Origin of the sequence: Paraburkholderia sp. GAS33, from assembly GCF_050436645.1 — a bacterium.
Taxonomy (GTDB): Bacteria; Pseudomonadota; Gammaproteobacteria; order Burkholderiales; family Burkholderiaceae; genus Paraburkholderia; species Paraburkholderia phenazinium_B.
In genome coordinates this window covers 599,534-624,145 of record NZ_JBNDMP010000001.1, presented here as the reverse complement: position 1 = coordinate 624,145, position 24,612 = coordinate 599,534, and the positions used below count along the sequence as shown (strand labels likewise).

General features: G+C 62.4%; 19 protein-coding genes. 10 read left to right on the top strand and 9 right to left on the bottom strand.

Features of this window, described 5'->3' with window-relative positions:
* Positions 1-480: 480 nt before the first annotated feature.
* Positions 481-2,685: an OsmC domain/YcaO domain-containing protein gene (locus P3T24_RS02845; RefSeq protein WP_429432224.1), complete on the bottom strand. Its 2,205-nt coding sequence runs from the start codon at positions 2,683-2,685 to the stop codon at positions 481-483.
* Positions 2,686-3,126: 441 nt separating this feature from the next.
* Between P3T24_RS02845 and P3T24_RS02840 the strand changes: the two genes are divergently transcribed.
* The gene (locus tag P3T24_RS02840) at positions 3,127-3,936 is read left to right on the top strand and encodes an alpha/beta fold hydrolase (RefSeq protein WP_429432221.1); all 810 of its coding nucleotides are present in this window, start codon (positions 3,127-3,129) and stop codon (positions 3,934-3,936) included.
* A gap of 240 nt (positions 3,937-4,176) precedes the next feature.
* Here the strand turns inward: P3T24_RS02840 and P3T24_RS02835 are convergent, their stop codons facing one another.
* Positions 4,177-4,944 (bottom strand): hypothetical protein, encoded by a 768-nt coding sequence (locus P3T24_RS02835; RefSeq protein WP_429432218.1) that lies wholly within the window; start codon positions 4,942-4,944, stop codon positions 4,177-4,179.
* 60 nt (positions 4,945-5,004) lie between these two features.
* Positions 5,005-5,925 (bottom strand): LysR family transcriptional regulator, encoded by a 921-nt coding sequence (locus P3T24_RS02830; protein ID WP_074268784.1) that lies wholly within the window; start codon positions 5,923-5,925, stop codon positions 5,005-5,007.
* Positions 5,926-6,213: 288 nt separating this feature from the next.
* Between P3T24_RS02830 and P3T24_RS02825 the strand changes: the two genes are divergently transcribed.
* The 8 genes from P3T24_RS02825 to P3T24_RS02790 all read left to right on the top strand — a co-directional run bounded on the left by P3T24_RS02825 (position 6,214) and on the right by P3T24_RS02790 (position 13,217).
* On the top strand, positions 6,214-6,867 hold the full coding sequence (locus P3T24_RS02825; RefSeq protein ID WP_074269491.1) for a hydrolase: 654 nt from the start codon (positions 6,214-6,216) through the stop codon (positions 6,865-6,867).
* A gap of 111 nt (positions 6,868-6,978) precedes the next feature.
* Positions 6,979-7,269 (top strand): XapX domain-containing protein, encoded by a 291-nt coding sequence (locus P3T24_RS02820; protein WP_429432216.1) that lies wholly within the window; start codon positions 6,979-6,981, stop codon positions 7,267-7,269.
* Positions 7,266-9,167, top strand: coding sequence for an amidohydrolase (locus P3T24_RS02815; RefSeq protein WP_429432213.1), 1,902 nt, complete (start codon positions 7,266-7,268; stop codon positions 9,165-9,167). The genes P3T24_RS02820 and P3T24_RS02815 overlap by 4 nt, the downstream gene beginning before the upstream one ends.
* A 1-nt stretch (position 9,168) precedes the next feature.
* Positions 9,169-9,624 (top strand): DoxX family protein, encoded by a 456-nt coding sequence (locus P3T24_RS02810; protein WP_429410236.1) that lies wholly within the window; start codon positions 9,169-9,171, stop codon positions 9,622-9,624.
* 15 nt (positions 9,625-9,639) lie between these two features.
* Positions 9,640-10,572 carry a glyoxalase gene (locus P3T24_RS02805; RefSeq protein ID WP_429432210.1) on the top strand — a complete coding sequence of 311 codons (933 nt, stop codon included), beginning with the start codon at positions 9,640-9,642 and terminating at the stop codon, positions 10,570-10,572.
* A 57-nt stretch (positions 10,573-10,629) separates the two neighbouring features.
* Positions 10,630-11,343, top strand: a complete 714-nt coding sequence (locus P3T24_RS02800; RefSeq protein ID WP_429285747.1) for a YoaK family protein — start codon at positions 10,630-10,632, stop codon at positions 11,341-11,343.
* 14 nt (positions 11,344-11,357) lie between these two features.
* Entirely contained in the window at positions 11,358-12,779 is a 1,422-nt protein-coding gene (locus P3T24_RS02795; RefSeq protein ID WP_429432207.1) for an alginate export family protein, read from the top strand.
* Positions 12,780-12,974: 195 nt separating this feature from the next.
* On the top strand, positions 12,975-13,217 hold the full coding sequence (locus P3T24_RS02790) for an anti-sigma factor family protein (protein WP_429432205.1): 243 nt from the start codon (positions 12,975-12,977) through the stop codon (positions 13,215-13,217).
* A 60-nt stretch (positions 13,218-13,277) separates the two neighbouring features.
* Here P3T24_RS02790 and P3T24_RS02785 read toward each other — a convergent pair whose 3' ends face one another.
* Positions 13,278-14,243 carry a D-2-hydroxyacid dehydrogenase family protein gene (locus P3T24_RS02785; RefSeq protein WP_429432203.1) on the bottom strand — a complete coding sequence of 322 codons (966 nt, stop codon included), beginning with the start codon at positions 14,241-14,243 and terminating at the stop codon, positions 13,278-13,280.
* 242 nt (positions 14,244-14,485) lie between these two features.
* Here P3T24_RS02785 and tssA point away from each other — a divergent pair, with 242 nt between their 5' ends.
* Positions 14,486-15,526 (top strand): type VI secretion system protein TssA, encoded by a 1,041-nt coding sequence (gene tssA / locus P3T24_RS02780; RefSeq protein ID WP_429432200.1) that lies wholly within the window; start codon positions 14,486-14,488, stop codon positions 15,524-15,526.
* A 70-nt stretch (positions 15,527-15,596) separates the two neighbouring features.
* Here tssA and P3T24_RS02775 read toward each other — a convergent pair whose 3' ends face one another.
* Genes P3T24_RS02775 through tssM form a run of 5 tightly spaced genes read right to left on the bottom strand, consistent with a single transcriptional unit; the run spans position 15,597 to position 24,609 of the window.
* On the bottom strand, positions 15,597-16,019 hold the full coding sequence (locus P3T24_RS02775) for a hypothetical protein (RefSeq protein WP_429432197.1): 423 nt from the start codon (positions 16,017-16,019) through the stop codon (positions 15,597-15,599).
* 11 nt (positions 16,020-16,030) lie between these two features.
* On the bottom strand, positions 16,031-18,928 hold the full coding sequence (locus P3T24_RS02770) for a serine/threonine-protein kinase (protein ID WP_429432194.1): 2,898 nt from the start codon (positions 18,926-18,928) through the stop codon (positions 16,031-16,033).
* Between the two features lie 10 nt (positions 18,929-18,938).
* Positions 18,939-19,658 (bottom strand): PP2C family protein-serine/threonine phosphatase, encoded by a 720-nt coding sequence (locus tag P3T24_RS02765; protein ID WP_429432191.1) that lies wholly within the window; start codon positions 19,656-19,658, stop codon positions 18,939-18,941.
* Positions 19,655-21,028 (bottom strand): type VI secretion system-associated protein TagF, encoded by a 1,374-nt coding sequence (gene tagF / locus P3T24_RS02760; protein ID WP_429433228.1) that lies wholly within the window; start codon positions 21,026-21,028, stop codon positions 19,655-19,657. The genes P3T24_RS02765 and tagF overlap by 4 nt, the downstream gene beginning before the upstream one ends.
* Positions 21,025-24,609, bottom strand: coding sequence for a type VI secretion system membrane subunit TssM (gene tssM / locus P3T24_RS02755; protein WP_429432188.1), 3,585 nt, complete (start codon positions 24,607-24,609; stop codon positions 21,025-21,027). The genes tagF and tssM overlap by 4 nt, the downstream gene beginning before the upstream one ends.
* Between the last annotated feature and the right edge of the window lie 3 nt (positions 24,610-24,612).

Below are 24,612 nucleotides of genomic sequence, written 5' to 3'. Positions count from 1 at the left end.
GCGCCCTCCATTTGAACCGACTGTCGGGCAGAAACCCCGGCTTGCGAAGCGCGCAATGGCCTTCGCTCTCGCTCGTACAACGCTTGGGCTTCGGGTTCTATTCCAGACGGTTACGGTCAAGGTCGAATACGAGTTGCTCAACATCGGCCGTTTGTCGAACAGGTCGCACGGGAGTTGGAGAATCACTCGGTGCCAGACGCCTGCTTTTACGACAACAACTATCATGCTGTACAGCATGACCTTCCGCACGTGCCATGGTTTGCACTACGGAACGTCTATGCAGCCTGCCGCCAGCAATACATGGAGCGTTCAGGAGGTTTTCTGGTACAGAGTTATAGCGAATGGTTGAGGCTTTTGCACTCCGTGAAGCTAACCCACCCGCTACTGCTGAACGCCAACGCGCAAGACAAGTCCTATAAGATCCGCGCCCGCGACTCCATGTATGAACAGCATGATCGCATCCAGCCATGACCCGCGCCCCTAACTGGTTGTGGCCGCCACATTGGCCCGTGCCTTATGCAATTTTCTGTAGCTGTCGATCAGTCGGTGGTGCCTATCGAGACCCTCCAGTTTCATACTCGTTGGCGTCAATCCGAAGAAGCGCACGCTGCCGTCCACTGCCCCCATTACCGCGTCCATCCGGGCGTTGCCAAACATCCGGCGGAAGTTGACCACGTAGTCGTCCAGTTCGAGGTCGTCATCGAGCAGCACCTCCAGCACTACATTCAACGCCTGGTAAAACAATCCGCGCTCGACCGTGTTGTCGTTGTACTGCAGGAAAGCGCCCACCAGTTCCTGCGCCGCCTCAAATTGCTGCAAGGCGAGATGAATCTGCAGCTTCAACTCGAGAACTGTTAGCTGCCCCCAGTCCGTATTCTCGTCAAATTCGATGCCGATCAAAGTAGCAATATCGGAGTGCTCGTCCAGCTCACTGTTCTCCAACCGATCGAGCAGTGCCGCCAGGGCGGCATCGTCCAGTCGATGCAAATTCAAAATATCGGCGCGGAACAACAGCGCCTTGTTTGTGTTATCCCAGATCAAATCTTCTACCGGGTAAACTTCCGAATAACCGGGCACCAGAATCCGGCAGGCGACGGCACCCAGCTCGTCATACACCGCCATGTAAGATTCTTTGCCCATGTCTTCGAGAATGCCGAACAAGGTTTTTGCTTCGTCGGCGTTGGAGTTTCCGCCCTGGCCAGAAAAATCCCACTCGACAAATTCGAAGTCCGCTTTGGCGCTGAAAAAGTGCCACGACACTATGCCGCTGGAATCAATGAAGTGCTCGACGAAGTTATTTGGTTCGGTCACGGCGTTACTGACGAAGGTGGGCTGAGGTAGATCGTTCAGGCCTTCAAAGCTACGCCCCTGCAGCAATTCCGTCAGACTCCGTTCCAGCGCCACCTCGAAGCTTGGGTGCGCGCCGAACGAAGCAAAGACACCGCCTGTGCGCGGGTTCATCAAGGTGACGCACATTACCGGATAGGTCCCACCCAGCGACGCATCCTTGACCAGCACCGGAAAGCCCTGCTCTTCCAATCCCTGAATCCCCGCCAGAATGCGAGGGTATTTCGCCAGCACTTCGCTCGGCACATCAGGCAAGGCGATTTCACCTTCCAGAATTTCGCGCTTCACCGCTCGTTCGAAAATTTCGGACAAACATTGCACCTGCGCTTCGGCCAGCGTATTACCGGCACTCATGCCATTGCTGACATACAGGTTTTCAATCAGGTTGGACGGAAAGTAAACCACTTCGCCGTCCGACTGCCGCACAAACGGCAGCGAACAGATACCGCGCTGCACGTTGCCGGAGTTGGTGTCGATCAGATGCGAGCCACGCAACTCGCCATCGGGGTTGTAAATCTCCAGGCAGTACGCATCCAGAATCTCAGCCGGCAGCGCGTCCTTACGGCCGGGCTTGAACCAGCGCTCGTTCGGGTAATGGACAAACTCCGCATTGGCGATGTCTTCGCCCCAAAACGCGCCGCCATAGAAATGGTTGCAATTCAGGCGCTCGATAAACTCTCCCAACGCCGACGCCAACGCGCTTTCCTTGGTCGATCCCTTGCCATTGGTAAAACACATCGGCGAGTGTGCATCGCGGATATGCAGCGACCACACATTGGGAATGATATTGCGCCACGAAGCGATTTCAATCTTCATGCCCAAGTCCGCCAAGATACCCGACATATTGGCGATGGTTTGCTCCAACGGCAGGTCTTTGCCTGGAATACTGGTGCGAGCCTCGGAATCGGGATTTAGCGTCAGCAACGCCTGGGCATCGGCATCCAGATTCTCCACCTCTTCAATCACAAACTCGGGTCCGGCTTGTACCACTTTTTTGACCGTGCAACGGTCGATGGAACGCAAAATACCCTGGCGATCTTTGTCAGAAATGTCCGCCGGCAACTCAACCTGAATCTTGAAAATCTGTTGGTACCGGTTTTCCGGATCAACAATATTATTCTGCGACAGACGGATATTTTCGGTAGGAATATTGCGGGTTACGCAGTACAACTTCACGAAGTAAGCTGCGCACAAGGCCGATGAGGCCAGAAAATAATCGAAGGGTCCAGGCGCCGAGCCGTCGCCCTTATAACGGATAGGCTGGTCTGCCACTACCGTGAAGTCATCGAACCTGGCTTCGAGACGTAGCTTATCGAGAAAGTTGACTTTAATTTCCACGGCGAAATTCCAAAAATGGTACTCAAGACAAAATATAAAGCGCCGTAAAAACTGGGCTTTAACAATAGCCAATCAACTAGCGAATGACGTTTCCTAGCGCGAATTCTACTCCCACCCGGCCGTCAATCGCGGGGCTGAGTCCTTGTGGGGGGCGTTCCTCCGCCGACCAAGCTCGTCAAAAACGCAACGCTGCGGTCTATCCCGGCTACCCGCACGGCGTGCTCGCCACTCACGCCGATGTGATCAACCCGGATCTGCTTGCCTTTATCAAGGGCTATTCTCGCGACTTCCGTATATGGGGAACGACTGGAGATTCGTATCACAGAGATATGGAATCGAAACTTTACCTATCAAGCTCGTGACTTCATGATACCCGGCTGAGACATGTGGCATCACGGGGTGCTCCGTTGCGCCATCACCTTGCTTTTTTGGAGAGCATCTATGGTCGACGTAAAGAGAGAAAAGCTTGATCTGCGGGTTCGAGGAGTGGATTTGCGCATCTCGTCTATGCACAGGCAAGGTGTCGGCGAGCCGATTGTCTTTCTCCACGGATTCGGCTCCACCAAAGAAGATTACGCGGACATCGCGAGACTGTCCGCGTTTGATGGACGACCGTTCATCGCCTACGATGCGCCAGGCTGCGGCGAGAGCGAATGTGGCGAACTATCGGCGATATCTGTGCCATTCCTTGTTGACACCGCTCGCGCAGTGTTGAGCCGCTTTGAGATTGAACGACTCCATCTGGTCGGCCATTCAATGGGTGGTCTGACATCGTTGCTGCTCGCACATGAAGAAGGCAATCGTGTGCTGAGCTTTGTCAACATTGAGGGTAACGTCGCGTCTGAGGATTGTTTCCTGAGCCGGCAAATCGTGAGCCATTCTTCCGATGACCCTCACCGGTTCTTTACGGAATTCATCGACCGGAACTGGGGTGGCGTCGATCTTTCAAGCTCGCTGCACGCGGCGAGCCTCAAGCACAAAGTCCGCGCAGAAGCCGTGCGAAGCATCTTCATGTCGATGGTCGAACTATCCGACCACGGCGACTTGCTAGCGAAGTTCGTCGGATTGTCGTGTCGCAAGATGTTCATGTATGGCGAGCAAAACGCCCATCTCTCATACCTTCCGCATCTGGAGAAATCGGGCGTGACTCTCGCGTGCATTTCACAGTCGGGGCATTTCCCGATGTACTCAAATCCCGTTGAAATGTGGAAGCGAATCGCCTGCTTTCTTGGGTACGTCGTCCCCGAATGAGCCGCACTAAAAGGCCATTGTCGACAAAGCGCTTCGCTTCCTTGGGCCTGGAAAAAGCTCAGTCGGCAGGAGCCTAACGGCTGGCGATTGCCCGGGAGGCAGAGCGCTTCCCCCTTGGGGTCTGCATCTTCATCCATGAATCGTATCAGACGTATCCGTCATTGCGATTTTGGATATCAGGGTGAAAACACGAAATCCGGGTTGCACGACATAGGCAGGTCCGACCTATCGTACTGCGCCTCAGCGTCTGGTCTTCGGTTTACGTTCCGGCTCGGGCGGCTGGTTCCACAGATCGGCTCCGAGATCCCGCACAAGCGTTCCGTGCACGTGCCGCAGCCGTGCCAACGCATCGCCTGCCTGCGCGGCCAGTTCCCTGCGGGGGAACCGGAGTGCGCGCGGGCAATCGTCTGCAGCCGGGCGCTCCCAATCCCATTCCAATGTGAATACCGCATCCGGCGTCGTGACCATGCGCAGCGCCCACCCCTGGTCGAGATTGTCGTAGAGCGTGTCCGGCGGCGCGTCGACATCGGCCAAAAGGGCAAGCAGTTCGCCGGCGCCGCATGCCGCACCATTGAACATCTCGAGCCGCAGTTCGTGCTCGCCCTCGATGCATATGACGAGGTCAACATTGAAGCAGCCACGGTGGGCTTCACGCCACTGGCGCCATGAGGGCGCGGCCAGCAGAATGCGACGGTAATGCTCCGCGAGGTTCGCCTCCTGTCCGATCGCGGTTTCGGCGTGGACGTACCCAAAATCATTCGCGAATGGCGTCAATGCGACCGGCGAAGTCTCGCGCGACTCGTCTGCCAGCATCCAGCCCGGCACGTAGTGAGGCGCCTCGAAGCAGGCATCGAGACGGAAAGGTGGTGATGGGCGGCTGGAGGGCATCCAGTCTGTCGTGTCGGCTTCGCCAAGCCTGCTGACGGTCTCGTGGGCGTCCGCTGGTGCGATTGGCGCCAGCGCGCGGGGCCACCAGCGCCGCCAGAGCTGGGCGAGAGATACGGGCATCTCAAGCCTCCAGGCGGTTGGTCGACGTCGTGGCACTCCGTTGCGACGATGATCGTGCCGTCATGTGCCGGTCACCGCCCACGGCGCAACCAACAGGCATTCGGCCAGGTAGTCCAGCAACACCGTCACGCGTGCCGGCCGCAGAATACCCGGTGGAGTCACGAGGTTCACGTTAATGTCCGCTATACGCCATTCAGGCAGAACCTCTTCCAGTTCGCCACGTTTCAGGGCATCCCAGACGATGAACTCGGGCTGCAGCGCGAGGCCCCGTCCGGCGAGAAGCGCGGGACCAATCACGTCCGCATTGTTGCTTCTGATCCTGCCGCTTACCGGCACCGCGCACTCTTCCCCCGACGCGTGACGGAAGCGCCACAGGTCCGGCGTTGGCAGGTTGGTGTAGATCAGGCAGGCATGCCGTTCCAGTTCTCGCGGATGACCAGGGCGCCCGTGATTGTCGAGATAGGCGGGCGAGGCGACCAGCGGCCGGCGCACTGCGCACAACCGCCGCGCACGTAGTGAGGAATCCTCCAGTTCTGCGATGCGGATGGCCACGTCGAGCCCGCTGGCCACCACATCGACCAGATGATCGCTGAGCGAGAGGTCGACGCCAACGTCCGGGTAGCGGTCAAGGAACGCAGGGATCAGCGGAGCCAGATATTTGAGCCCGAACGACATGGGCGCGGTAACACGCACGATGCCCTGCGGCGTGAGCGCCTGGGCGGAAGCCTCGGCTTCCACGGCTTCGCCATCGTTCAGGATGCGGATCGCGCGCTCGCGCGCCATCTCGCCGGTAGGCGTGAGCGAAAGCCGCCGCGAAGTGCGGTAAAGCAGCGCCGTTCCCAGCCGCTGTTCCAGCCGGCCAATGGCTTTCGATACGGTGGGTTGCGACATACCGAGTGCTTCCGCGGCTTTCGCAAACGAACCAGCGTCGGCGACGCGGGCAAAAATTGCCCACGCTTCAAGGTCAGGAAGAGTGTTCATGAAAGATCTGGCATAGGTTCAATTCCATTCATTCTATTTCTTGATTGGCAACGCTCAAATAGTATCAGCGCTACTGAGCACGGTGCAGACGGATCGGACCTAAGGGCGCTTCGCGACGCTTCAATGGAAGCGACACGCCTGCGTCACGGCAGCATGTTTGCGCGCCCGACAGCCAACGATGCTCAGTACGTATGGATGACCGGCTCGCCGATCTCCTGCGGGCGTGCTGCCGCGACCCGACGAGTCGCGGGCCGCTGCGTGTCCACTCCTTCCAATCGAGAGACGATGATGCCCCAAGCTCAAGCCAAACCCGGAAAGTTGCTTTTGTCCCCTTCCGACCACACGCTGATCCTCATCGACCATCAGTCGCAGATGACCTTCGCGACAAAGTCGATCGACCCGGTCGTGCTGCGCAACAACGTAGCGCTAGTGGCGAAGGCGGCGAAGGAGTTCTCCGTTTCGACGATTGTCACAACCGTTGCTGCGAAGACGTTCTCCGGTCCGATCTTCGACGAGATCCGTTCGGTGTTTCCCGGCGAGGAGTTCATCGACCGCACTTCGATGAACACCTGGGAAGACGCGCGCATCACCGACCGCGTGAATGCCATTGGCAAGTCGCGCATCGTGATTGCGGGCCTGTGGACGACCGTGTGCGTCGTCGGCCCGGCGCTGTCCGCGCTCGACCAGGGTTTCGAAGTGTACGTGATCGCTGACGCGAGCGGCGACGTCACCGACGAAGCTCACGAGCGCGCGATGCAGCGCGTGATCCAGGCAGGCGCGCGCCCGATGACCTCACTGCAGTATCTGCTCGAGTTGCAACGCGACTGGGCTCGCAGCGAGACCTACAACCAGACCGTTGCCACCGCGATCCAGCATGGCGGCGGCTATGGACTCGGCCTGGTCTACGCGAAGACGATGTTCGGCGGCAGCGAGGGTCACTGATCCTCACACGCACCGCACGCACTATAAAAATTGCGGCCCTCGGCCCGGCGCAAAGCGCGGGCCGCCGTCCGCTTTCCGACCCAACTCCGACGAAGCGAAGTCAGCCCACCCATGAAGGTCTATCTGCTCTCCCTGGGAGCCGGCGTCCTCGTCGGCGTCATCTATAGCCTGATCAACGTGCGCTCGCCGGCACCACCGCTCATCGCACTGCTTGGCCTGCTAGGCATGCTCGGCGGCGAGCAGGTGATACCGGTCGCGAAGCGCCTCCTGTCAGGAACCACCCTGTCGGCCGCGTGGCACGACTCTCATTGCACGAGCCACGTCTTCGGCATGCTGCCGGGCCGCCAGGCTTCAGAGCAGGCGCGACGCGCGACGACCGACACTGAGGAGAACCGTTCATGACTACCTCTCACACCACTCCCGATCTCGTACTGCGCAACGCCCGCTTCACGACGCTCGATCGCGCGAAGCCGATAGCGAACGCCGTTGCAATCCGGGAGGGCAAGTTCGTTGCCGTCGGCGACGATGCCGAGGTTGTGCCGCTTGCCGGCGCGACGACTCGTGTGATCGACCTGAAGGGCCGGCTGGTTCTGCCTGGTCTCATCGATAACCACACGCACGTCGTACGCGGCGGGTTGAACTTCAACATGGAACTGCGCTGGGACGGCGTGCGCTCGCTCGCCGACGCAATGAACATGCTCAGGCGCCAGGTTGCTGTCACGCCGCCACCGCAGTGGGTGCGTGTGGTTGGCGGCTTCACCGAGCAGCAGTTCGTAGAGAAGCGACTGCCGACCATCGAGGAGTTGAACGCCGTTGCGCCGGATACGCCGGTCTTCATCCTTCACCTTTACGACCGGGCGTTGCTGAATGCGGCCGCGCTGCGCGTCGTCGGCTATACAAAGGACACGCCCGAGCCGCCGGGCGGCCAGATCATGCGCGATAGCCAAGGCACCCCGACCGGGTTGTTGCTCGCGAAGCCCAACGCGTCGATTCTCTACGCGACGCTCGCGCGAGGGCCGAAGCTGCCGTTCGACTATCAACTGAATTCGACGCGTCACTTCATGCGCGAGCTGAACCGGCTCGGCATCACGGGCGTCATCGACGCAGGCGGCGGCTTTCAGAACTACCCGGACGACTACGAGGTCGTCCAGAAGCTGGCTGACGAAGGACAGATGACCATCCGTCTCGCCTACAACCTCTTTACGCAAAAGCCCAAAGCGGAGAAGCAGGACTTCCTCGACTGGACCAGGACGTCGAAATACAAGCAGGGCGACGATTACTTCCGGCACAACGGCGCGGGAGAAATGCTTGTCTACTCCGCCGCCGACTTCGAAGACTTCCGCGAGCCGCGTCCGGACATGCCGCCCCAGATGGAGGGCGAACTCGAGGAAGTGGTGCGCGTGCTGGCCGAAAACCGCTGGCCGTGGCGCCTGCACGCCACCTACGACGAGACGATCAGCCGGGCGCTCGATGTCTTCGAGAAGGTCAACCGCGATATTCCACTAACCGGCATCAACTGGTTCTTCGATCACGCGGAGACGATCTCGGAACGTTCGATAGACCGTATCGCCGCGCTTGGCGGCGGCGTTGCTGTGCAGCACCGTATGGCGTATCAGGGCGAGTACTTCGTCGAGCGTTATGGAGCGCCAGCAGCGGAGGCCACGCCGCCGGTCGCGAAGCTGCTCGAAAAGGGCGTGAAGACTTCAGCCGGTACCGACGCGACACGAGTCGCTTCGTACAACCCCTGGGTCTCGCTTGCGTGGCTGGTGACCGGCATGACGGTAGCCGGTCTGCGTCTCTATCCGCGGCGCAACTGCCTCGATCGCGAGACGGCGCTGCGCATGTGGACCGAGAAGGTCGCCTGGTTCTCCAACGAGCATGGCAAGAAAGGCCAGATTGCGGTCGGCCAGTTCGCCGATCTGATCGTGCCAGACCGCGACTTCTTCGCCTGCGCGGAGGACGAGATTGCGCAGACGACATCGGAACTGACGATCGTCGGCGGACGCGTGGTGTACGGCGCGGGAGAATTCGGCCCTCTCGACGACAGCGCGCCGCCGCCCGCGATGCCCGACTGGTCGCCGGTGCGCCGGTTCGGCGGCTTCGCGGCGTGGAAGGACACTGCCGGCTCGCGCAGCGAAGGCGAATCCACGTTGCAACAGGTCGCCGCCGCGGCGTGTGGTTGCTCCACTGCCTGCTCGGTGCACGGCCACAGTCACGCGCGTGCGTGGTCGGGCAATGCTCCGACCTCCGACTTGAACGCATTCTGGGGCGCGCTCGGGTGCGCGTGCTGGGCGGTCTGACGTGAGCACCCTCAAAGCAGGCAACCCCGGCTGGGTGAGCGCGATCCTCGAATGGCGCTGGCTCCTGCCGGTGGCGCGCGCGGCGCTGGTGTCGGCGTACGTCCTCGGCGGCGTGACCAAGCTCGTGCATTTTCCCGCGGCCATCGCCGAGCAGGAACATTTCGGGCTTCGTCCGGGATGGCTCTGGGCGGCGCTTGCGATCGCCGTCGAGCTTGGCGGGTCGGTCTGCGTGATCGCGAACCGGCTGGTCTGGCTGGGCGCGGGTGGACTGGCCTGTCTGACGGCCATTGCCATGCTCGTCGCCAACGACTTCTGGAACGCGGCGGGCAACGTGCGCTTTTCGGCGACCAACAGTTTTTTCGAACACCTGGGACTGATCGCCGCCCTCATCATGGTGGCACGGCTCTCCGATCTGGATGGCCGGCGCGGCGATGCCCGCTCCCAGCAAAAACACTAAAGGAACTCCAATACCATGCGAATGATCCGTTCCCTGATCGCGACCGCTCTGGTTTCAGCCAGCGTCGCGATGTCGTTTCCCGCTATCGCGACGCCTCCGGCGAACAGCGGCGTGCTTGCTGCACTGCATCCCGCGACGCCGTCCATTGCCGTCGGACCACAATACGATACAACGCACGTCTATGTCGCCCCCGAGGACTTCGACCGCTTCACGGACAGCCTCGTCGCAACCTTCGGCGGCCACAAGTCACAGCAAGGCGTGTTTCAGGTGACGCCCACGCCGAGCCAGACCATGTCGCAGCTTGTCTTCACACCGGCCGGCACGGTTTCGGTATTCGGCTTCAAGACGCCTGTTCCCTGGCCGTTCGGCGACGAGCGTACAGGCTATCTCGTCACCGACATGGACGCCGCGGTCAAATCCGCGAAACTCCACGGCGCCGACGTGAAGGTCGCGACGTTCCCCGACCCTATCGGCCGCGACGCGATCGTCGAATGGCCGGGCGGTGTGCACATGCAACTGTACTGGCACACGCAGGCGCCGCACTACGACCCGCTGCAGACCGTGCCGGAGAACCGCGTCTATGTGTCGCCGCAGCGCGCCGATTCGCTGATCCACAACTTCGTCGCGTTCTCGCACGGCAAGGTTGTCTCCGATGAGCGCAATGCGCCGGGCGTCGAAATCGGTCGGCCGGACGACACGTATCGGCGCGTGCGCATCGAGTCGGGCTTCGGCAAGATGACCGTGCTGGTAACGGACGGCCATCTGCCTTGGCCGTTCGGCCGGGAGACGACCGGCTACGAAGTGACTGACCTCGCCGACACGCTGAAAAAGGCCGATGCCGCGGGCGCGAAGGTACTGGTCCCGCCGTTCTCGGCCGACCAGCGCGAAGCGGCACTCGTGCAATTCCCGGGTGGCTATATCGCCGAGATTCACTCGGTGGCCCATTAACAGCAACGTGCGCCGTGGGTACTTCTTGCACGACATCCATTTAACCGGACACCGGCGATGAAACCGGAAGACAACATACTCGCGGCGATTGCCGGCTATGTGGATACGCTCAGCTTCGTGGCCCTCTTCGGTCTGTTCACGGCGCATGTGACCGGCAACTTCGTGCTGATCGGCGCGGACGTTGCGGGTTTCGGACAGGGCGTATTCATGAAGCTGATGGCGTTCCCCGCGTTCATCGCTGGGGTGGGGTTGAGCAGCGCGCTCGTGAAGGTCGCGCGACCGCAGGGAGCGAACTGCAGCGCAGCGTTGCTGTATGCCGCTCAGGCGTTGCTGCTGCTGGCTTTCTGCCTCTCTGGAGTCGGCGCTGAGCCGGTTATCAGCGCAGGCAGCCTGCCGGTCGTCGCGTGCGGGATGCTGGGCGCTGCAGCGATGGGTGTACAGAATGCGCACGGACGTCTGATTGTCCGTGGCGGCGTACCGAATACCGTCATGACAGGAAACGTCACCCAGGCTGTGCTCGACGCGATCGAACTCGTTTCTTCCGAGATGGCGGCCGACGCGAAGACGGCCGTCCGCACACGCTTTGGCAAGACGCTGCAGGCAGTAGCATGTTTCGGTGTGGGCGCCATTGCCGGCGCGCTTGCATACCGGCATGTTTCGTTCTGGGCGCTGCTGTTGCCCTTTGCGTTGCTCGTCTGGCTGGCACTCGCCGCGCGCCGCGACGGGGCGGACACGGCCGATCGCGAAGCGATGCCGGATTCGCCCCGATGATCGGGAGATTGCGTATGCGCAATGTCCCGCCGCTGTTTCGGTATTCGCCGTACATCGTCGCGATCACGCTTGTCCTGAATGCCGGGTCATACGCGAACGCCGATGAGCTGGCGTCGGATTGTACGGTTCCGCGGCCGTCGGTATTGTTCAACCGGTGGCAGGAAGACTGGTCGGTTCTGGCGAATCCGTGCGTGCCGGCAAAGCCGCTGGATGGACTCAAATACATGCCCCTTGGCGGCGATCCGGATTCGTACCTGTCTCTTGGCGCGAATCTGCGGGAGCGCGTCGAGGTCAACGATGCGCCGCTTTTCGGCATCGGCGCGGGACATTCGGATACGTATCTGATTCAACGGGCTCAGGTCAGTGCCGATGCATATATAGCGCAGCATTTCCAGTTCTTTGTCCAACTGGAGGATGCGCGAGCGTTCGGCAAGGACACCGTCTCGCCGGTCGACAAGAACCCGCTGGATCTGGAGCAGGCCTTCGTCGCGTGGGTTGGGCAACTGGCAGGCGGAACGGTAAAACTTCGCCTCGGCCGTCAGGAAATGGCGTTCGACCTGCAGCGATTCATCTCCGTTCGCGATGGCCCGAACGTGCGGCAGACCTACGATGCCGTCTGGGCCGACTATGAAAACGGCAAGTGGCGCTTCATCGGCTACGCGACGCAGCCGGTGCAGAACCGCGACGTCTCGGCGTTCGACGATGTATCGAACCAGCACCTCACGTTCAGCGGCGTACGCTTCGAGCGTCAGGATGCCGGGCCGGGCGATCTCTCCGGATACTACTCGCTGTACAGCCGGAGCAATGCGCAGTTTCTCGACGCAACCGGCGATGAGCATCGGAACGTGTTCGACCTCAGATATGCGGGGAAAACCGGACGTGCCGACTGGGACGTGGAATCGATGTGGCAGACCGGCCATGTCGGCAGCAAGACGATCGGCGCGTGGGCGGTCGGCTCGCTTGCCGGCTACACGCTCGACGCACCGTGGACACCGCGCCTCGGCATCCAGATCGACGCGGCATCCGGTGACCGGCATCCCAACGACGGACGAGTGGAAACGTTCAATCCGCTCTTTCCGAACGGTTACTACTTCACGCTGGCGGGTTATACGGGCTATGCGAACATCATCCACATCAAGCCATCGATTACGCTGAAGCCGTCGAGCCGTCTCGCGTTGCTGGCCGCACTCGGTTTCCAGTGGCGCGAGACGACGGGCGACGCCGTGTACCAGCAGGGTAACGCCATCGTGCCCGGTACCGCGGGGCACGGCACCCGGTGGACGGGCATGTACGCGCAGCTACGGGCAGACTGGACGATCGCTGACAACCTGATCGGCTCGGTCGAAGCGGTCCATTTCCAGGTCGGCAATTCCATCCGGAGCGTGGGCGGCAGCAATGCCGATTACGTCGGTGTCGAACTCAAATATGGCTGGTAATCCTTAATCAACCCAGTGATCTGGGAATAGAATCGACGTCCCATCTGTTTACGAAGTTGTATTCGCTTCTCTGCATCTCGGTTGGCACAGTCCTGAGCCACCTGTCGTAGGCACATCGAAGAATTGGCAAATTTTTCAGGCGAGCGGGAAGACCAGAAAACAAAAAATACCGGAAGCAAAAAAGGAATCGCGTTCATGAAAACCGACGATATCCAGCTCATGGCGTATGCGGACGGCACTTTGTCGCCGCATGAGCGCGAGCAAATCAACGCCAGGATCCATCGGTCAGTCAAGACCGCGATCCAGGTAATGCGACTGCAGGCATCCCGCCTGCCCTACAGGGAAGCGTTCGCGCATCAAAAGTTGCCATCTGTCCCGCAAAGACTGATTGAGAAAATCACGGAGATGGTGGCAGCTGCCGCAGAGACGGGCAAGTGAGGCATGGCCCCCGCACACGACGAGGGGCCTCCCCGTTCGAAAACGCTGCAGTCTCTTAGCTCAAAGCTGCCGGATCGGCGCCCCGTCAATCCATGCGCGAATCGCCTCCACAATCTGCGGATAAGCCACACGGTAGGTATTCTCCGTGACATAGCCAATGTGAGGCGTAGCCAGTACGTTCGGCAGAAACCGGAACGGATGCCCCGCGGCTAGCGGCTCTTCGTCGAATACATCAAGCGCGGCACCACCAATACGGCGTTCCTGCAGCGCTTCGATCAGCGCGTCTTCCGAGACGATAGGCCCGCGAGAGGTGTTCACCAGGTACGCGCCCGGCTTCATCAGTCCAAGCTCTCTCGCACCCACAAGCCCCTTTGTGCGATCGCCAAGCTTGAGGTGAATCGTAAGCACGTCCGCCTCACGAAAGAGCTCATCCTTCTCGACACGTTGCACGCCCACTTCCGCGGCCCGTTCGGAGCTCAGGTTCTGACTCCACGCAATAACCCGCATTCCGAATGCGACGCCGATGCGAGCGACGGCCTCGCCGATACGTCCAAGCCCGAGCACTCCTAGCGTTTTGCCATTTACATCCATCCCCACACGGGTCTGCCAGCCACCGGCCCGCAATGACGCAGCCTCGCCGTACAGATTCCGCGTGGCCGCGAGTATCAGACTCCAGGTCAGGGCCGGGGTGGCGGCCGCATCGCCGCCTGTGGTGCCCGATACGACAATGCCGCGCGACTTCGCGGCATCGAGATCGATGGCGGCATTCCACATGCCGACGCTGACAATCAACTTGAGACGCGGCAGACGTGCGAGGAGATTCGCGTCGAAGCGGGTCCGCTCGCGCATCAGCACGACAGCGTCAAACGGTGCGAGCCGGGCCGCAAGCGCATCCGCGTCGCTGACATGATCATGAAAGAATACGGTGTTCGCCTGGGGCTGCAGGCTCGCCCAGTCCGCGAGCGAAGGGGCGACATGCTGGTAATCGTCAAGGACGGCGACATTCAAGGCAGCGGAACCGGACATGCAGTTTGTCTCCTACACAGGTGATATTCGTGGATGCGCTCAGATGGGCAGTCTAATGCGGCTGCTGTTTTTCTGCTGGCGGGCCCTCCGGTCAGCGAGCCGTTGGAATAACCGGGTCGGCTCAAGCGTTTCCATTTCCAGAGACCCTGCGTGAAAGTCATGCGCCGACTCACCTGCGTCAGGCGAAATCCTTGACGGGTTTCACTTTCCCGCAACCCTTCCCCTAACCTCAGATCTCCACGATGCAACTCGACCTCGACCGCTTCCTGGCCCCAATCGATGACAGCGCGCCAACGGGGCAAAACCTCGAATACGACCCTGCGTTCGCGGAACTGGAGCGTATCGCCACGCCGGTTTCCGAACGCGCGATGGGCGACAGCATCAAAGCCGCCGTCGAACCCGACTGGGACAAAGTGGCCGATGCGGCCGACGCACTGCTCGCTCGCACCAAGGACCTGCGCGTCGCGCTCCATCTGAGCGCAGCGTGGACACGCAAAGCGGGACTTGATGGCTGGGCTGCGGGCCTCGGTCTGGTTCGCGGGTTGCTTGAGCGCTACTGGGACGACGTCCACCCTCAACTGGACGCCGACGACGACAACGATGCCACTGCGCGTGCCAACGCACTCATGGCCCTTGGCAATCCGCAGAGCGTGCTGGGCTACTTCCGTACCGCGACGTTCGTGCAGTCGGTGAGGCTCGGCTGTTTCTCGCTGCGAGATCTGCGCGTCGCGACGGGCATGGCGGCCGCCACACCGTCCGCGGACGGCACATCTGCTCCCAGCCTTGTCGATCTCGAGGCGGCCTGCATGGATTGTCCGGAGGACGAGCTACCCCGTACTGCTGCGTTGCTTGCCGACGCACTGAAACATGCAGAATCGATCGATGCGCTTCTGGGCGAAAAGCTGGGAACGTCGAGCCCGGACCTAAGCAATCTGCCGGCCGATATCAGGGATCTGAAGAAATTCGTCGATGCGCAACGCACCCGGCGATTTCCGGATCAGCAAAACACGGTTACTAACGGCCGCGAGCCACAGATGCAGTCAGAAGGTACAGACCCGATCGACCCGCCCCGCCCGCGAGGCATCGCAGGACCTGACGATGTCAGGCTGCGCATCGACGAAATCTGTGAGTACTACGAACGCAACGAACCCTCCAGTCCGCTGCCCATCCTGCTCAAGCGGGCCCGCCGTCTGGTAGGCAAGAATTTTGTCGAGATCATGCAGGACATCACGCCCGGCGGTCTGTCGGAACTGCAAACGCTGTCCGGTTCCGAGGTCGACTGACACGCTTGCGAGCCTTGCTCATAGCGCGCTCGACCCCGGTACCGTCTTCGCCCATACCTGGTACACCACCTCACGTGCATGTAAGCCAATAGCACAGCAAAACACCCGAGCAGAGGGCGATCGCGCAAAGCAGTGCGGCTCTTTCAATGAGCCCCGCTGCGTCGAAGGCGGTGCCTGAAGTGTTTAGCTTTCGCTCCGCTTTGCCGTTGCGCGCCTTTCCCAACTCGCCTGGCGTCGACATGTCGTAAGCCGGGACCGCGCGACGCACCGTTTCGCGCTCCGCCTGAGCAATCTCGTCACCCAGCGATTCGAGCAAGGCGCGCCGGCGGTGCCGGTATTCGTCGCGCGCAATGCGGCCCAGCCGATGATCTTCGTCGAGCGTGCGCAGTGCTTCGTTAACCTGGCGTTCGCGGACCTTCATTGCGGCCCGCGCGGCGCTCTCGACCAGGCCACGCGGGCTGTCGCCTGCCGCAACCGACCACTGTTCCATCATGCCGTTCCTCATCAGTTATCGACACCGCTGGCGGGGAGCGCAGAGCCGCCCAACGTGGAGGCAGCATCTCCGCCGGCATCGCCAGACGTGTCCGGGTTCTGCGTCTTGATCTGATCGAGCAACGCACGCAGGCCGCCTTGAGGCAATGTCACGCGGGCGCCAAGGTCGCCCTCCAGTTGCTGCATGCCGTCCGGATCGGCAGCGGCTGCGCTTGCGTAGCGCGCGCGTAGGGTCTGGTAGTCGGGGTCCGCCATCGGCTGACTACGGGCCGCGAGGATGCTCGCAGCCACCTGGTAGCGTTGCGCCGCGTTGCTCAGTCTGGCGTCGTCGTCGAGCACGCCGGCACCCTGCGCCGCAGTCTTCGCGGCATCCGCGAGCAAGCCCTGCTGACACAAGGCACGTGCATTGCCAAGAAAGGCGGCGGCCACCAGTTGCCTCCCTTCTGCGCTCACGAACGGATCCGATGGCTGCAGCGTGCGCAACCGCTCGAACGCGGTCAGCGCACGTGGCCCATCGTTAGCACTCGCGGCAAGGCGCACCGCGTCCATCAGCGACGCCGGGTCTCCGCTCGCAATCTGCTGGTCGATCTTCTGCTGCTGCAACAGGTCCTGCATACGGTCGCGCTGTGCAGCCAGTGCCGTCGAGCGCGGTGCGTAGCGTAGCCCTGCCTGGACCAGATCGAGATATTGCTGCGCCTGGCCTGGGTCGTTCACCTTCTCCGCCGCAGTGATGATGCCGTCAACCAGCATTTCGATCGCCTGCTCGGTCTCGGGTGCGTCGTCGCCTCGCAGCGACGACATCGCACTGGTCACTGCGTCAAGCCACTCGCTGCTCGCCGCAGGCCTGGCGGCGAGTTGCGTCAGCGCGCGGCGCGCGTCGGCCACGCTCGCGCGATTCGCGTGCGCGTCCGGATGTGCGGCCGCATCCGCCACTGCGGCATCCAGCTGCGCGTGACGTTGCTGCAGGAGCATCGAGTCCGGGAATAGCTGCAACGCCAGCGTCATTCTCGAGCGCGCCTTGTCGAGTTGACCCAGATCGATCGACTGCCCGATCGCCGCGTCGTATTTCGACTCCAGCTGGCTGTTTTTCAGCAGCGCGCTACCCGGGTCGAGCGCGCGGATGCGCTCGAGAATTTCGGCGGCGCTGCCGGGCTGATCTTCGAACAATGCGTCGCGCTCGCTCGCCTGATCGAGGTCACCGCCCAGTCTGCCGAGCAGATCGTTGCGCTCGTCTTCGATCCGCTTACGGCGCCCGTCGAAGGTCGGTGAAAACAGCTTAAGCCGATCGCGCAGCTCGAACACGTGCCGCACCGCGCCATAGTCGAAGCGGCCAAGCGTCGGACTCCAGTATGCGTCGAGGCGCTCCAGCAAAAAGGCCTGGATAGCCTCGCTCTGGTCGAGCACCGCGCGTTCGCGTTCGTTTTCGCCGAGCGCATCGAGTGCCGTCATCATCTGATTTTCGTTCACGTAGTGCTGCGGATTCGCTGCCGCAAGGCGCTCGATCGCCGTTTCCAGTTGCCGATGACGCATCTGGGTATGCAACATCGCCCCACCCGCCGCCAGCGCCGCAACGGCGAGCGCCGTGCCGACGTACGGCGCGAGGCGCTCGCTCGTGCTCCTGCGGCGCAGTCCGTCGATCAGCGCCTCGACACTATGCGGCCGCTCCTCGCCATGAAACGCAACTGCGTCGCACAGCGCCTTCCGCTGACGTCGGGACAGACCGGGTACGACGGGCGGTTGCCGCCCTTCCTTCATCGCCACATCGGCGCTGTGACGATCGAACGGGTGGCTGCCGGTCAGCAATTCGAAGATCACGCAACCGAGCGCGTAAACGTCGTCACGGACGGCAGGATGCGCGCCTTCGATCATTTCCAGACTCGCATAGGCTGGCGTAAGCGCACCAAGCGTGCCCGCGTCGAACACCGTTTGCTCGCCCACCGCGCCGGCGCCGGACATACCCGCGCGGGCGATGCCGAAGTCGAAAACCTTGGCGACGTAATCGCGCGTGACCATCACGTTACCGGGCTTGAAATCCGAGTGCACGATGCCGCTCGTGTGGGCCCGCTGCAACGCGTGCGCCATGCCTTCGATCAACGGCCATGCCTCGTCGAACGGCATGCCCCCGGAGGCCCGTTCGCGGATCAGCGTGCGCAGATCGGTGCCGTCGATGTACTCCATCGTCATGTAGACGATCGTGCCGTCCTTGTCGAAGTCGTAGACGTGCACGATGTGGTCGTCGGCGAGCCGTTGCGCGCGGCGCGCTTCGCGTTGCAGCGCAATCAGCGCATCGGGATGGCGGCGGAACTCGTCGTTGAGCACCTTGACCGCCACGTAAGGATCGCGGTCGCGCGCTTCCACCTTGCGCTCGTCCTTCGCGAGATAGACCACACCCATGCCGCCGCGGCCCAGTTCACGCTCGAGCAGAAAGCGGCCTTTCAGCAGCATGCCGACGCTCGCGTGCTCCACGCTCTGCACCTCTGCGAGACTCTGCCAGCTGGCGCGGTTCAGGCTGCCGTCAGCGGCCGAGTTGCCTGTGCCGGTGCGACGACTGTTGGCGCTGCTCGCAGGCTTCACGACGGTCGCGTCAGCGTCCGCCTCGTGGACGGATGCGAGGGCATGCTGATGTCCGCTGCGTGCGGACTGCACCCTGGTCGGCTCGAAGTCATCGGCGTCGGTTTCGGCCTCTGATCCGGCATCGGAATCGGATAGCGAACTCGCGGATGACGAAGCGTGCTCCGGCGGAGTATGCGATTCGACGTCGGCCGTCCGGTGCGTGCGCGGTGGCAACGCAGGGACGGCATGCTTCGATGCAATCAACCGTCCATACCCGGCCTTGACCGAATCGAACAGCGTCGCGAGCGTTGAAGTGCGTTCGCGGCATGCGGCCAGAAAGTCGTTGAAGTTGTTCATGACGAGAAGTTCACGATGCGTCGAGCCGCACGAAAACGGCCGAAATGTTGTCCCGTGCGCGTCCCGCGAGCGCGAGCGCAAACAGGCGCCTGACCTGCTGCTGCGGATCGTCCGGCGTGCAGCATGCGTTCGCCAGTTCCGCGTCGTTCAATTCCTTGTTGACGCCGTCCGTGCACAGCAGAAACTGCATCCCCGGCCGGCTGCCGGCCACGACCCAGTCGACGTAGAGCGTCTCGTCGACGCCCACCGCCCGCGTCAGCACACCCGCTCCCGCGCCGGGCGGCGCGCGGCGTCCGAAATGCGTCACATCGACCGGCTGACCGTGCACGTGGTCTTGCGTGAGCAACGTGAACGTGCCGTGATCGTCGACATAGACGCGGCTGTCGCCCACCCAGCCGCACAGTACGAACTGCGGGTCGTGCACCAGCAACGCGACCGTCGAGCCAATTACATCGACCTGTTGCTCGATAGCGGCGGCGCGCAGTTCGTCGTTGACCTGCTGCAGGCTGTCCTCGATCGCTGCGACGAACTCGTAGACATCCCCTTCGCGTCTGAGCGAGCCGAGCCGCTCGACGATCAGCGCGCTCGCAAGGTCGCCTGCCGCGTGACCGCCCATGCCATCAGCGACCACCCACAATCCGAGGTCGTCACGCAGCAGGATCGCGTCCTCGTTGCGGCGTCGCACCTTGCCGGTCTCGGTGTGGCCAGCGGAACGGCAACAAGTCGTCATGCGCCCACTCCGATGACCGCGAGCGGCCACAGTTCGGACCGGCCGCTGAGCCCCGCGCAGACGGCCAGATGAATGCGAGCGTCTTCGTGACTGGACAAGCCAAGCGCTTCGGCAAGACGGGTGCGCGGGAGTTGAACCAGCCCACGCGTGACAAGCAGCAACAGACGATCGCCATGCTCCAGCACGATGTGCGCCTCGTCGCAATCCGGTTCACCTGCCGCGCCGATGCCGGGCATGTCGATCCACGTGTCGCCGAACAGCAGATCGTCGAATTCGCCGCCCGCGCCCGCTGCCCGTTCGACAAACAGCGGATGCAACTCACCGTACCGCCAGAGCCACGCGGATGCCGCACCGAAGCGCAGCAGGCGCACCGCAGCACCTTCGAAGCGGGCGATCAGCGCGGCGCCGTTTTCCGGTGTCTCATCGCGCGACGCCTCGTCATGCACGCGCAATTGCGCGTGCAACTCCATGAGCGACGATCGCAGGCGTTCGAGATCCCCCTCGACCGTACGCGCGGCTTCGCGGATGCGGTATGCAGCGAGACGACCCGGCATATCGGGACCATCGTCAGCGCACAGCACCAGCATGCGGCCGTCATCGAGACTCGGCATCGCCGGTTGTATATCCACGGCAACATCGACATCACGGACCGGTTGCAGACCCCGCTCGCTGCCGGAATCAGGAATGCTTAACGAGGCAGTCTCGCCGGGCTGCTCCGCACGTTGCTCCAGCAGAGTCGCATAACTGCGCGGCAAGCCACGCGTCGCGAGCAGAGTGCTCGCGCTCGCAGTCCACCACAGGCACCACGGACCCGGGCGCAAGCTCAACTGCGTCCACGTTTGCGCCAGCATGATCCCCGTAGCCGCACCGGCACGCGGCGTCATCATCCATTGCCCACTGTCCCAAGGCAGCGCCCGCCAGATTGCGCCAATACCCACCTCGTATGTCGAAGGGCCGGCCAACGCGGCGACCCGCGCATCGAAGGTCTCGACGCTCACAGCGTCGTAGAGCGCGCCGCGATAGACACGTTCGAGTGCATCGAACCACGCATCGTTACTGAGGATCGCGGTGACATCGCCACTACAGGGCGCCGCGAGCACGAGCGGAAACGCGCGACCGAGCCGGTCTACCGCCGGCCCGACTAATCCGCACCACGCGCCCTGGCCACACACCTGTGCAGGCAATATGAAGCGCCACGCCGCACCTTGCTTCCAGGCCTGCGTCCACTGGTCACCCAGTTCGCGCCGTCCGGTTTCGACAGCGCGCTGGAAATGCCGGTCCCAGTCATCGATGAAAGCCGGGGCCAGCCGTCGCTGGACAAAATCGCCTGCCCCCGGCAGCTTGCCGTAAAAGCCGACGCCGCCCGTCATCGCGGACACCTGAATTCCCGTACCTCGCCATTGAGGAACGGGTTCTCGAGGCTCGCCGGCTGGATCGGCAGTTTCGCCGTGTGCCCGTCGAAATCAAAACTGGCGAGATAGCGCAGATCGCCCTGCTTCTGCAGATGCGCAGCATCGAGGGCATGGAAAAAGGCCCAATCGCCGTCGTACTTCAACGGCGCACCGACCGGCTGGCCAGATGTATCGAACGCCGTCACGACCACGTGCCCAGGCTGCGGACCGGGCCACGTCATCGTCATGCTGGCCGTACCGTTGGCGGAGTAGTCGTACTTCTGCCCGTCGATCTCGATCGAAAGCTTCGCGATGGACGGATCCAGTTGCGGCGCGAGCAGCGTGAAGCCAACCGCAAGCTGTGCACCGTTGCGGAAATAGATCTGGCGGATCGCGTCAGCAGCCTGCGCTTCGCTCAGCACCGAAGCGGGACCCGCCGGCACGCCGGGTTTCCAGCGCCATGCCCGCCCGCTCGTATCGACGAATTTCGCCAGCGTCGATTTGAAGAAGCCGTCGAAGCGGCCGCCATTGCCGAACAGATCGGTGAAATTCTGCAACGGAATGTCCGATGCGCCGTTCGCCGCGAACGGATAGCGCCCGTCCACCATGCGCGTGCAGTCGTTGCCGGCCGCTGCGCGGAACTGGTCGGCGAGCGCCGCACTGTTGCCGCTCGCAACAAGCGACGCGCTCTTCGTCGCCACACCCGATACCAGCGAGGCGACCTGCGGTGGCAGTTCGCCCGTCTCCTGGCGCGCTGCTAGGACTGCAGGGTTGTTCTGCGTGGCGGGGTCGCTCAGATCGGACATCGATAGCAAGCTCTTGCTCAACTGGTCGAGCACGCCGATCGTGTGGTCGAGCGGTGTCGAACCGGGCGTACCGGCGCTCAACTGGTTCAGCTGCGCGAAGTGCGCCTCGATGGCGGCGCCCGGCCGGGTGCCGCTTGTCCCGCTCGCCGTGTCCACGCCGTTCGCCGCGACAGCAGCCATGCCATTGGGCAGCGTGGCGCCAGCGCCGCGCAACTCGCTGCCGAGGCGCGTATTGAGCGCCCTTCGCGCCGCGAGGTTCTCGCCCACCGTCTTCGCCTGCGAAGCGGCTGCGGCCTCGGCTGCGCCCGATGCGGCCTCATCATGCGCCGGACTCCGCAGCATGTCGCTGGTGTTATCGCGCACCAGCTGCAGCAACGCCTTCAGCGGCGAGCCAGGACCAGACAGTTTCGCGGCCACGGCACTTGCGCTCTGGATATCGCTGACCGGTTGCAGTTGCAGGTCGTCAAGCAAGGCATCCCATGCCTTGATGTAGTCCTGCTCGTACAACGCCAGCACCTGCTGGGCATAACGCGAGCGCGCCAGCGGCTCGACGCGGCCCGCATTGAATACCCAGTAGTCCTTGACGAAGCGATCTACCGACTGATCGATCCCGCCGTTCACTTCGGCCGCGAAATACGGCTGAGTGAAAAGCGCCGGAAACGGCTGCGCTAGCGGCGCACCGCTCTTGCGGCGAAACACGTTGCCGAGCAATCCGAGCGTCTGATCGAGCCGCACCGGCGGCACGCCGGAACGCGCAGCATCGAGCTGGACGCTGCCGTACACGAGGGTCGCCAGATCGGCGGTCTTGAGCGTCGCACGCGCCTGATCGATCAGTGCATTGTCGAGCGTCAACGCGCGCGGCTTCTGCGAATCGTCGACTAATGCCGAGAAGTGCCGGTCGAGTGCGCTCTGGATCGCGGGGTCCTGCGGGAACAGACGCCGCCATTCGATGCTCGCAAGCGCCGCAAGCTCGCCCGGATCCAGATGCTGCGGCTGACCCAGCATCAGATAGCCCTTCAGATAGTCGTAAAGCGACTGCGGGTCGTTGGCGCTGGCACTGAGACCTTCGCGGAACCGGACGCCGACACCTGGCAGCAGCGTGCCGTTCAGCTCGCGCAGATACGCACTGTGAACCTGCGCATACAACGCATGCCCTTCGAACAGACCGAAGCGCATCAGCAGCGGAACGTGCCCCTGGTACTGACCCGCGACGTCCTGCGCGTCTGCAATGACCTCGAGACGGCCGAGCGCACGGGCAAACCAGGCCTTCAGATCCGGCGCGCCAGCAAGGCTATTGCCGGGCGGCAGGTCCTTCAGCTGATCCTGCACCTCGTCGACGTAGAGGCGGTTGCGTTCGTAGCTGGTCGCGAAACCTGTCACCAGCAGCGCGGTCAGCAACGCGATGCCGGCATAGATGGCCGCCTGCATCGCGATCTTCTGCCGCTCCAGCCGCGGATTGGTACCGGCGAGACCCGACTCTCGGAACAGCACATCCTTGAGCAGCCGTTCGACAAAGAAGGTGCGGCGCTGCGTCGAGCGGCCCTGCACGCGGCCAGCGTCCACGCCGAAGGTACGTGCGACGGCGCTCAGCATGCGGTCGATCGGCGCACCCTCCTGGGTGCCCGAAGTCAGATACGCGCCGCGCAGCAGCGGCGTCGCGCCGTATTGAGAATTGCCGAATGCGCCTTCGACGAACTGCCTGGCAATCTCGCGAAACGCGCCGAGCTGCTGCGGAAAACTGAGCACAGCGGCGCGGCGGCTACGGTCGCGCTGGGCGTGCAGACGCTCGATCACGCGTGTGTTCAACTGCTCCAGCAACAGGTCGAATTCGCCCGTAAAGCGTGTGCTGGCGGTGCCGTCGAAACTCGAATCGACCGGGAAGGTCATGCCCCAGACCTGGCGGCGCAGGTCTGGTCCGAGGTCGTCGAAGAACTCGCCAAATCCCGCGACCAGGTCACACTTGGTGAACACCAGATACACCGGAAACGCCACTTTCAGATGCTCCGACAACTCATCGAGACGGCGGCGTACCGCGCGGATGTGCTGTTGGCGCGCGTCGTCGTCGAGTGTCAACAGATCCGATACGCTCATCGTCACGATCACGCCGTTCAGCGGCCGGCGCTTGCGATATCGGCGTAACAGCCCGAGGAACGACTGCCATGCCGAGCCGTCGGTGAGCGCATCGGAGTCCTGAGTTGTGTAACGGCCAGCCGTATCGAGAAACACCGCTTCATCGGTGAACCACCAGTCGCAGTTGCGCGTGCCGCCAATACCGCGTATCGCGTCCTTGCCAAAGCGTTCGGCGAGGGGGAAGTCCAGTCCGGAATTCTGCAGGAGGGTGCTCTTACCCGAACCAGGCGGCCCGATCACGACATACCATGGCAACGCGTACAGGTTGCCGCCATTGCGCCGTGTTTTGCGCAAGGTATCGACCGCCTCGCGAAAGCGCTGCTGCAGTTGCGTGCTCTCGGCGAAATTGCGCTCCTCAGCAGCAGACGATGTGTTCTGTCCGGCAAGTTCGCCCGGCAGTTGCGCAGTCTTGCGCTGCATCCGCCACTGCATCACCTGCATGCACAACAGCCAGATCAGCACGAGCGCAAGGATCAGGGCGACGCGCGATGCGGCGCTCGCGAGCGGCTGCCGGTCGCCGATGCCGAGATACGGACCAGCCAGCCAGATCAGTGCTGCGATCAGCAACATGCCGGCTGCGATCGCAAACCATCGGGACGTCGCCCAGGTTTTTAGCGAATTCATGGG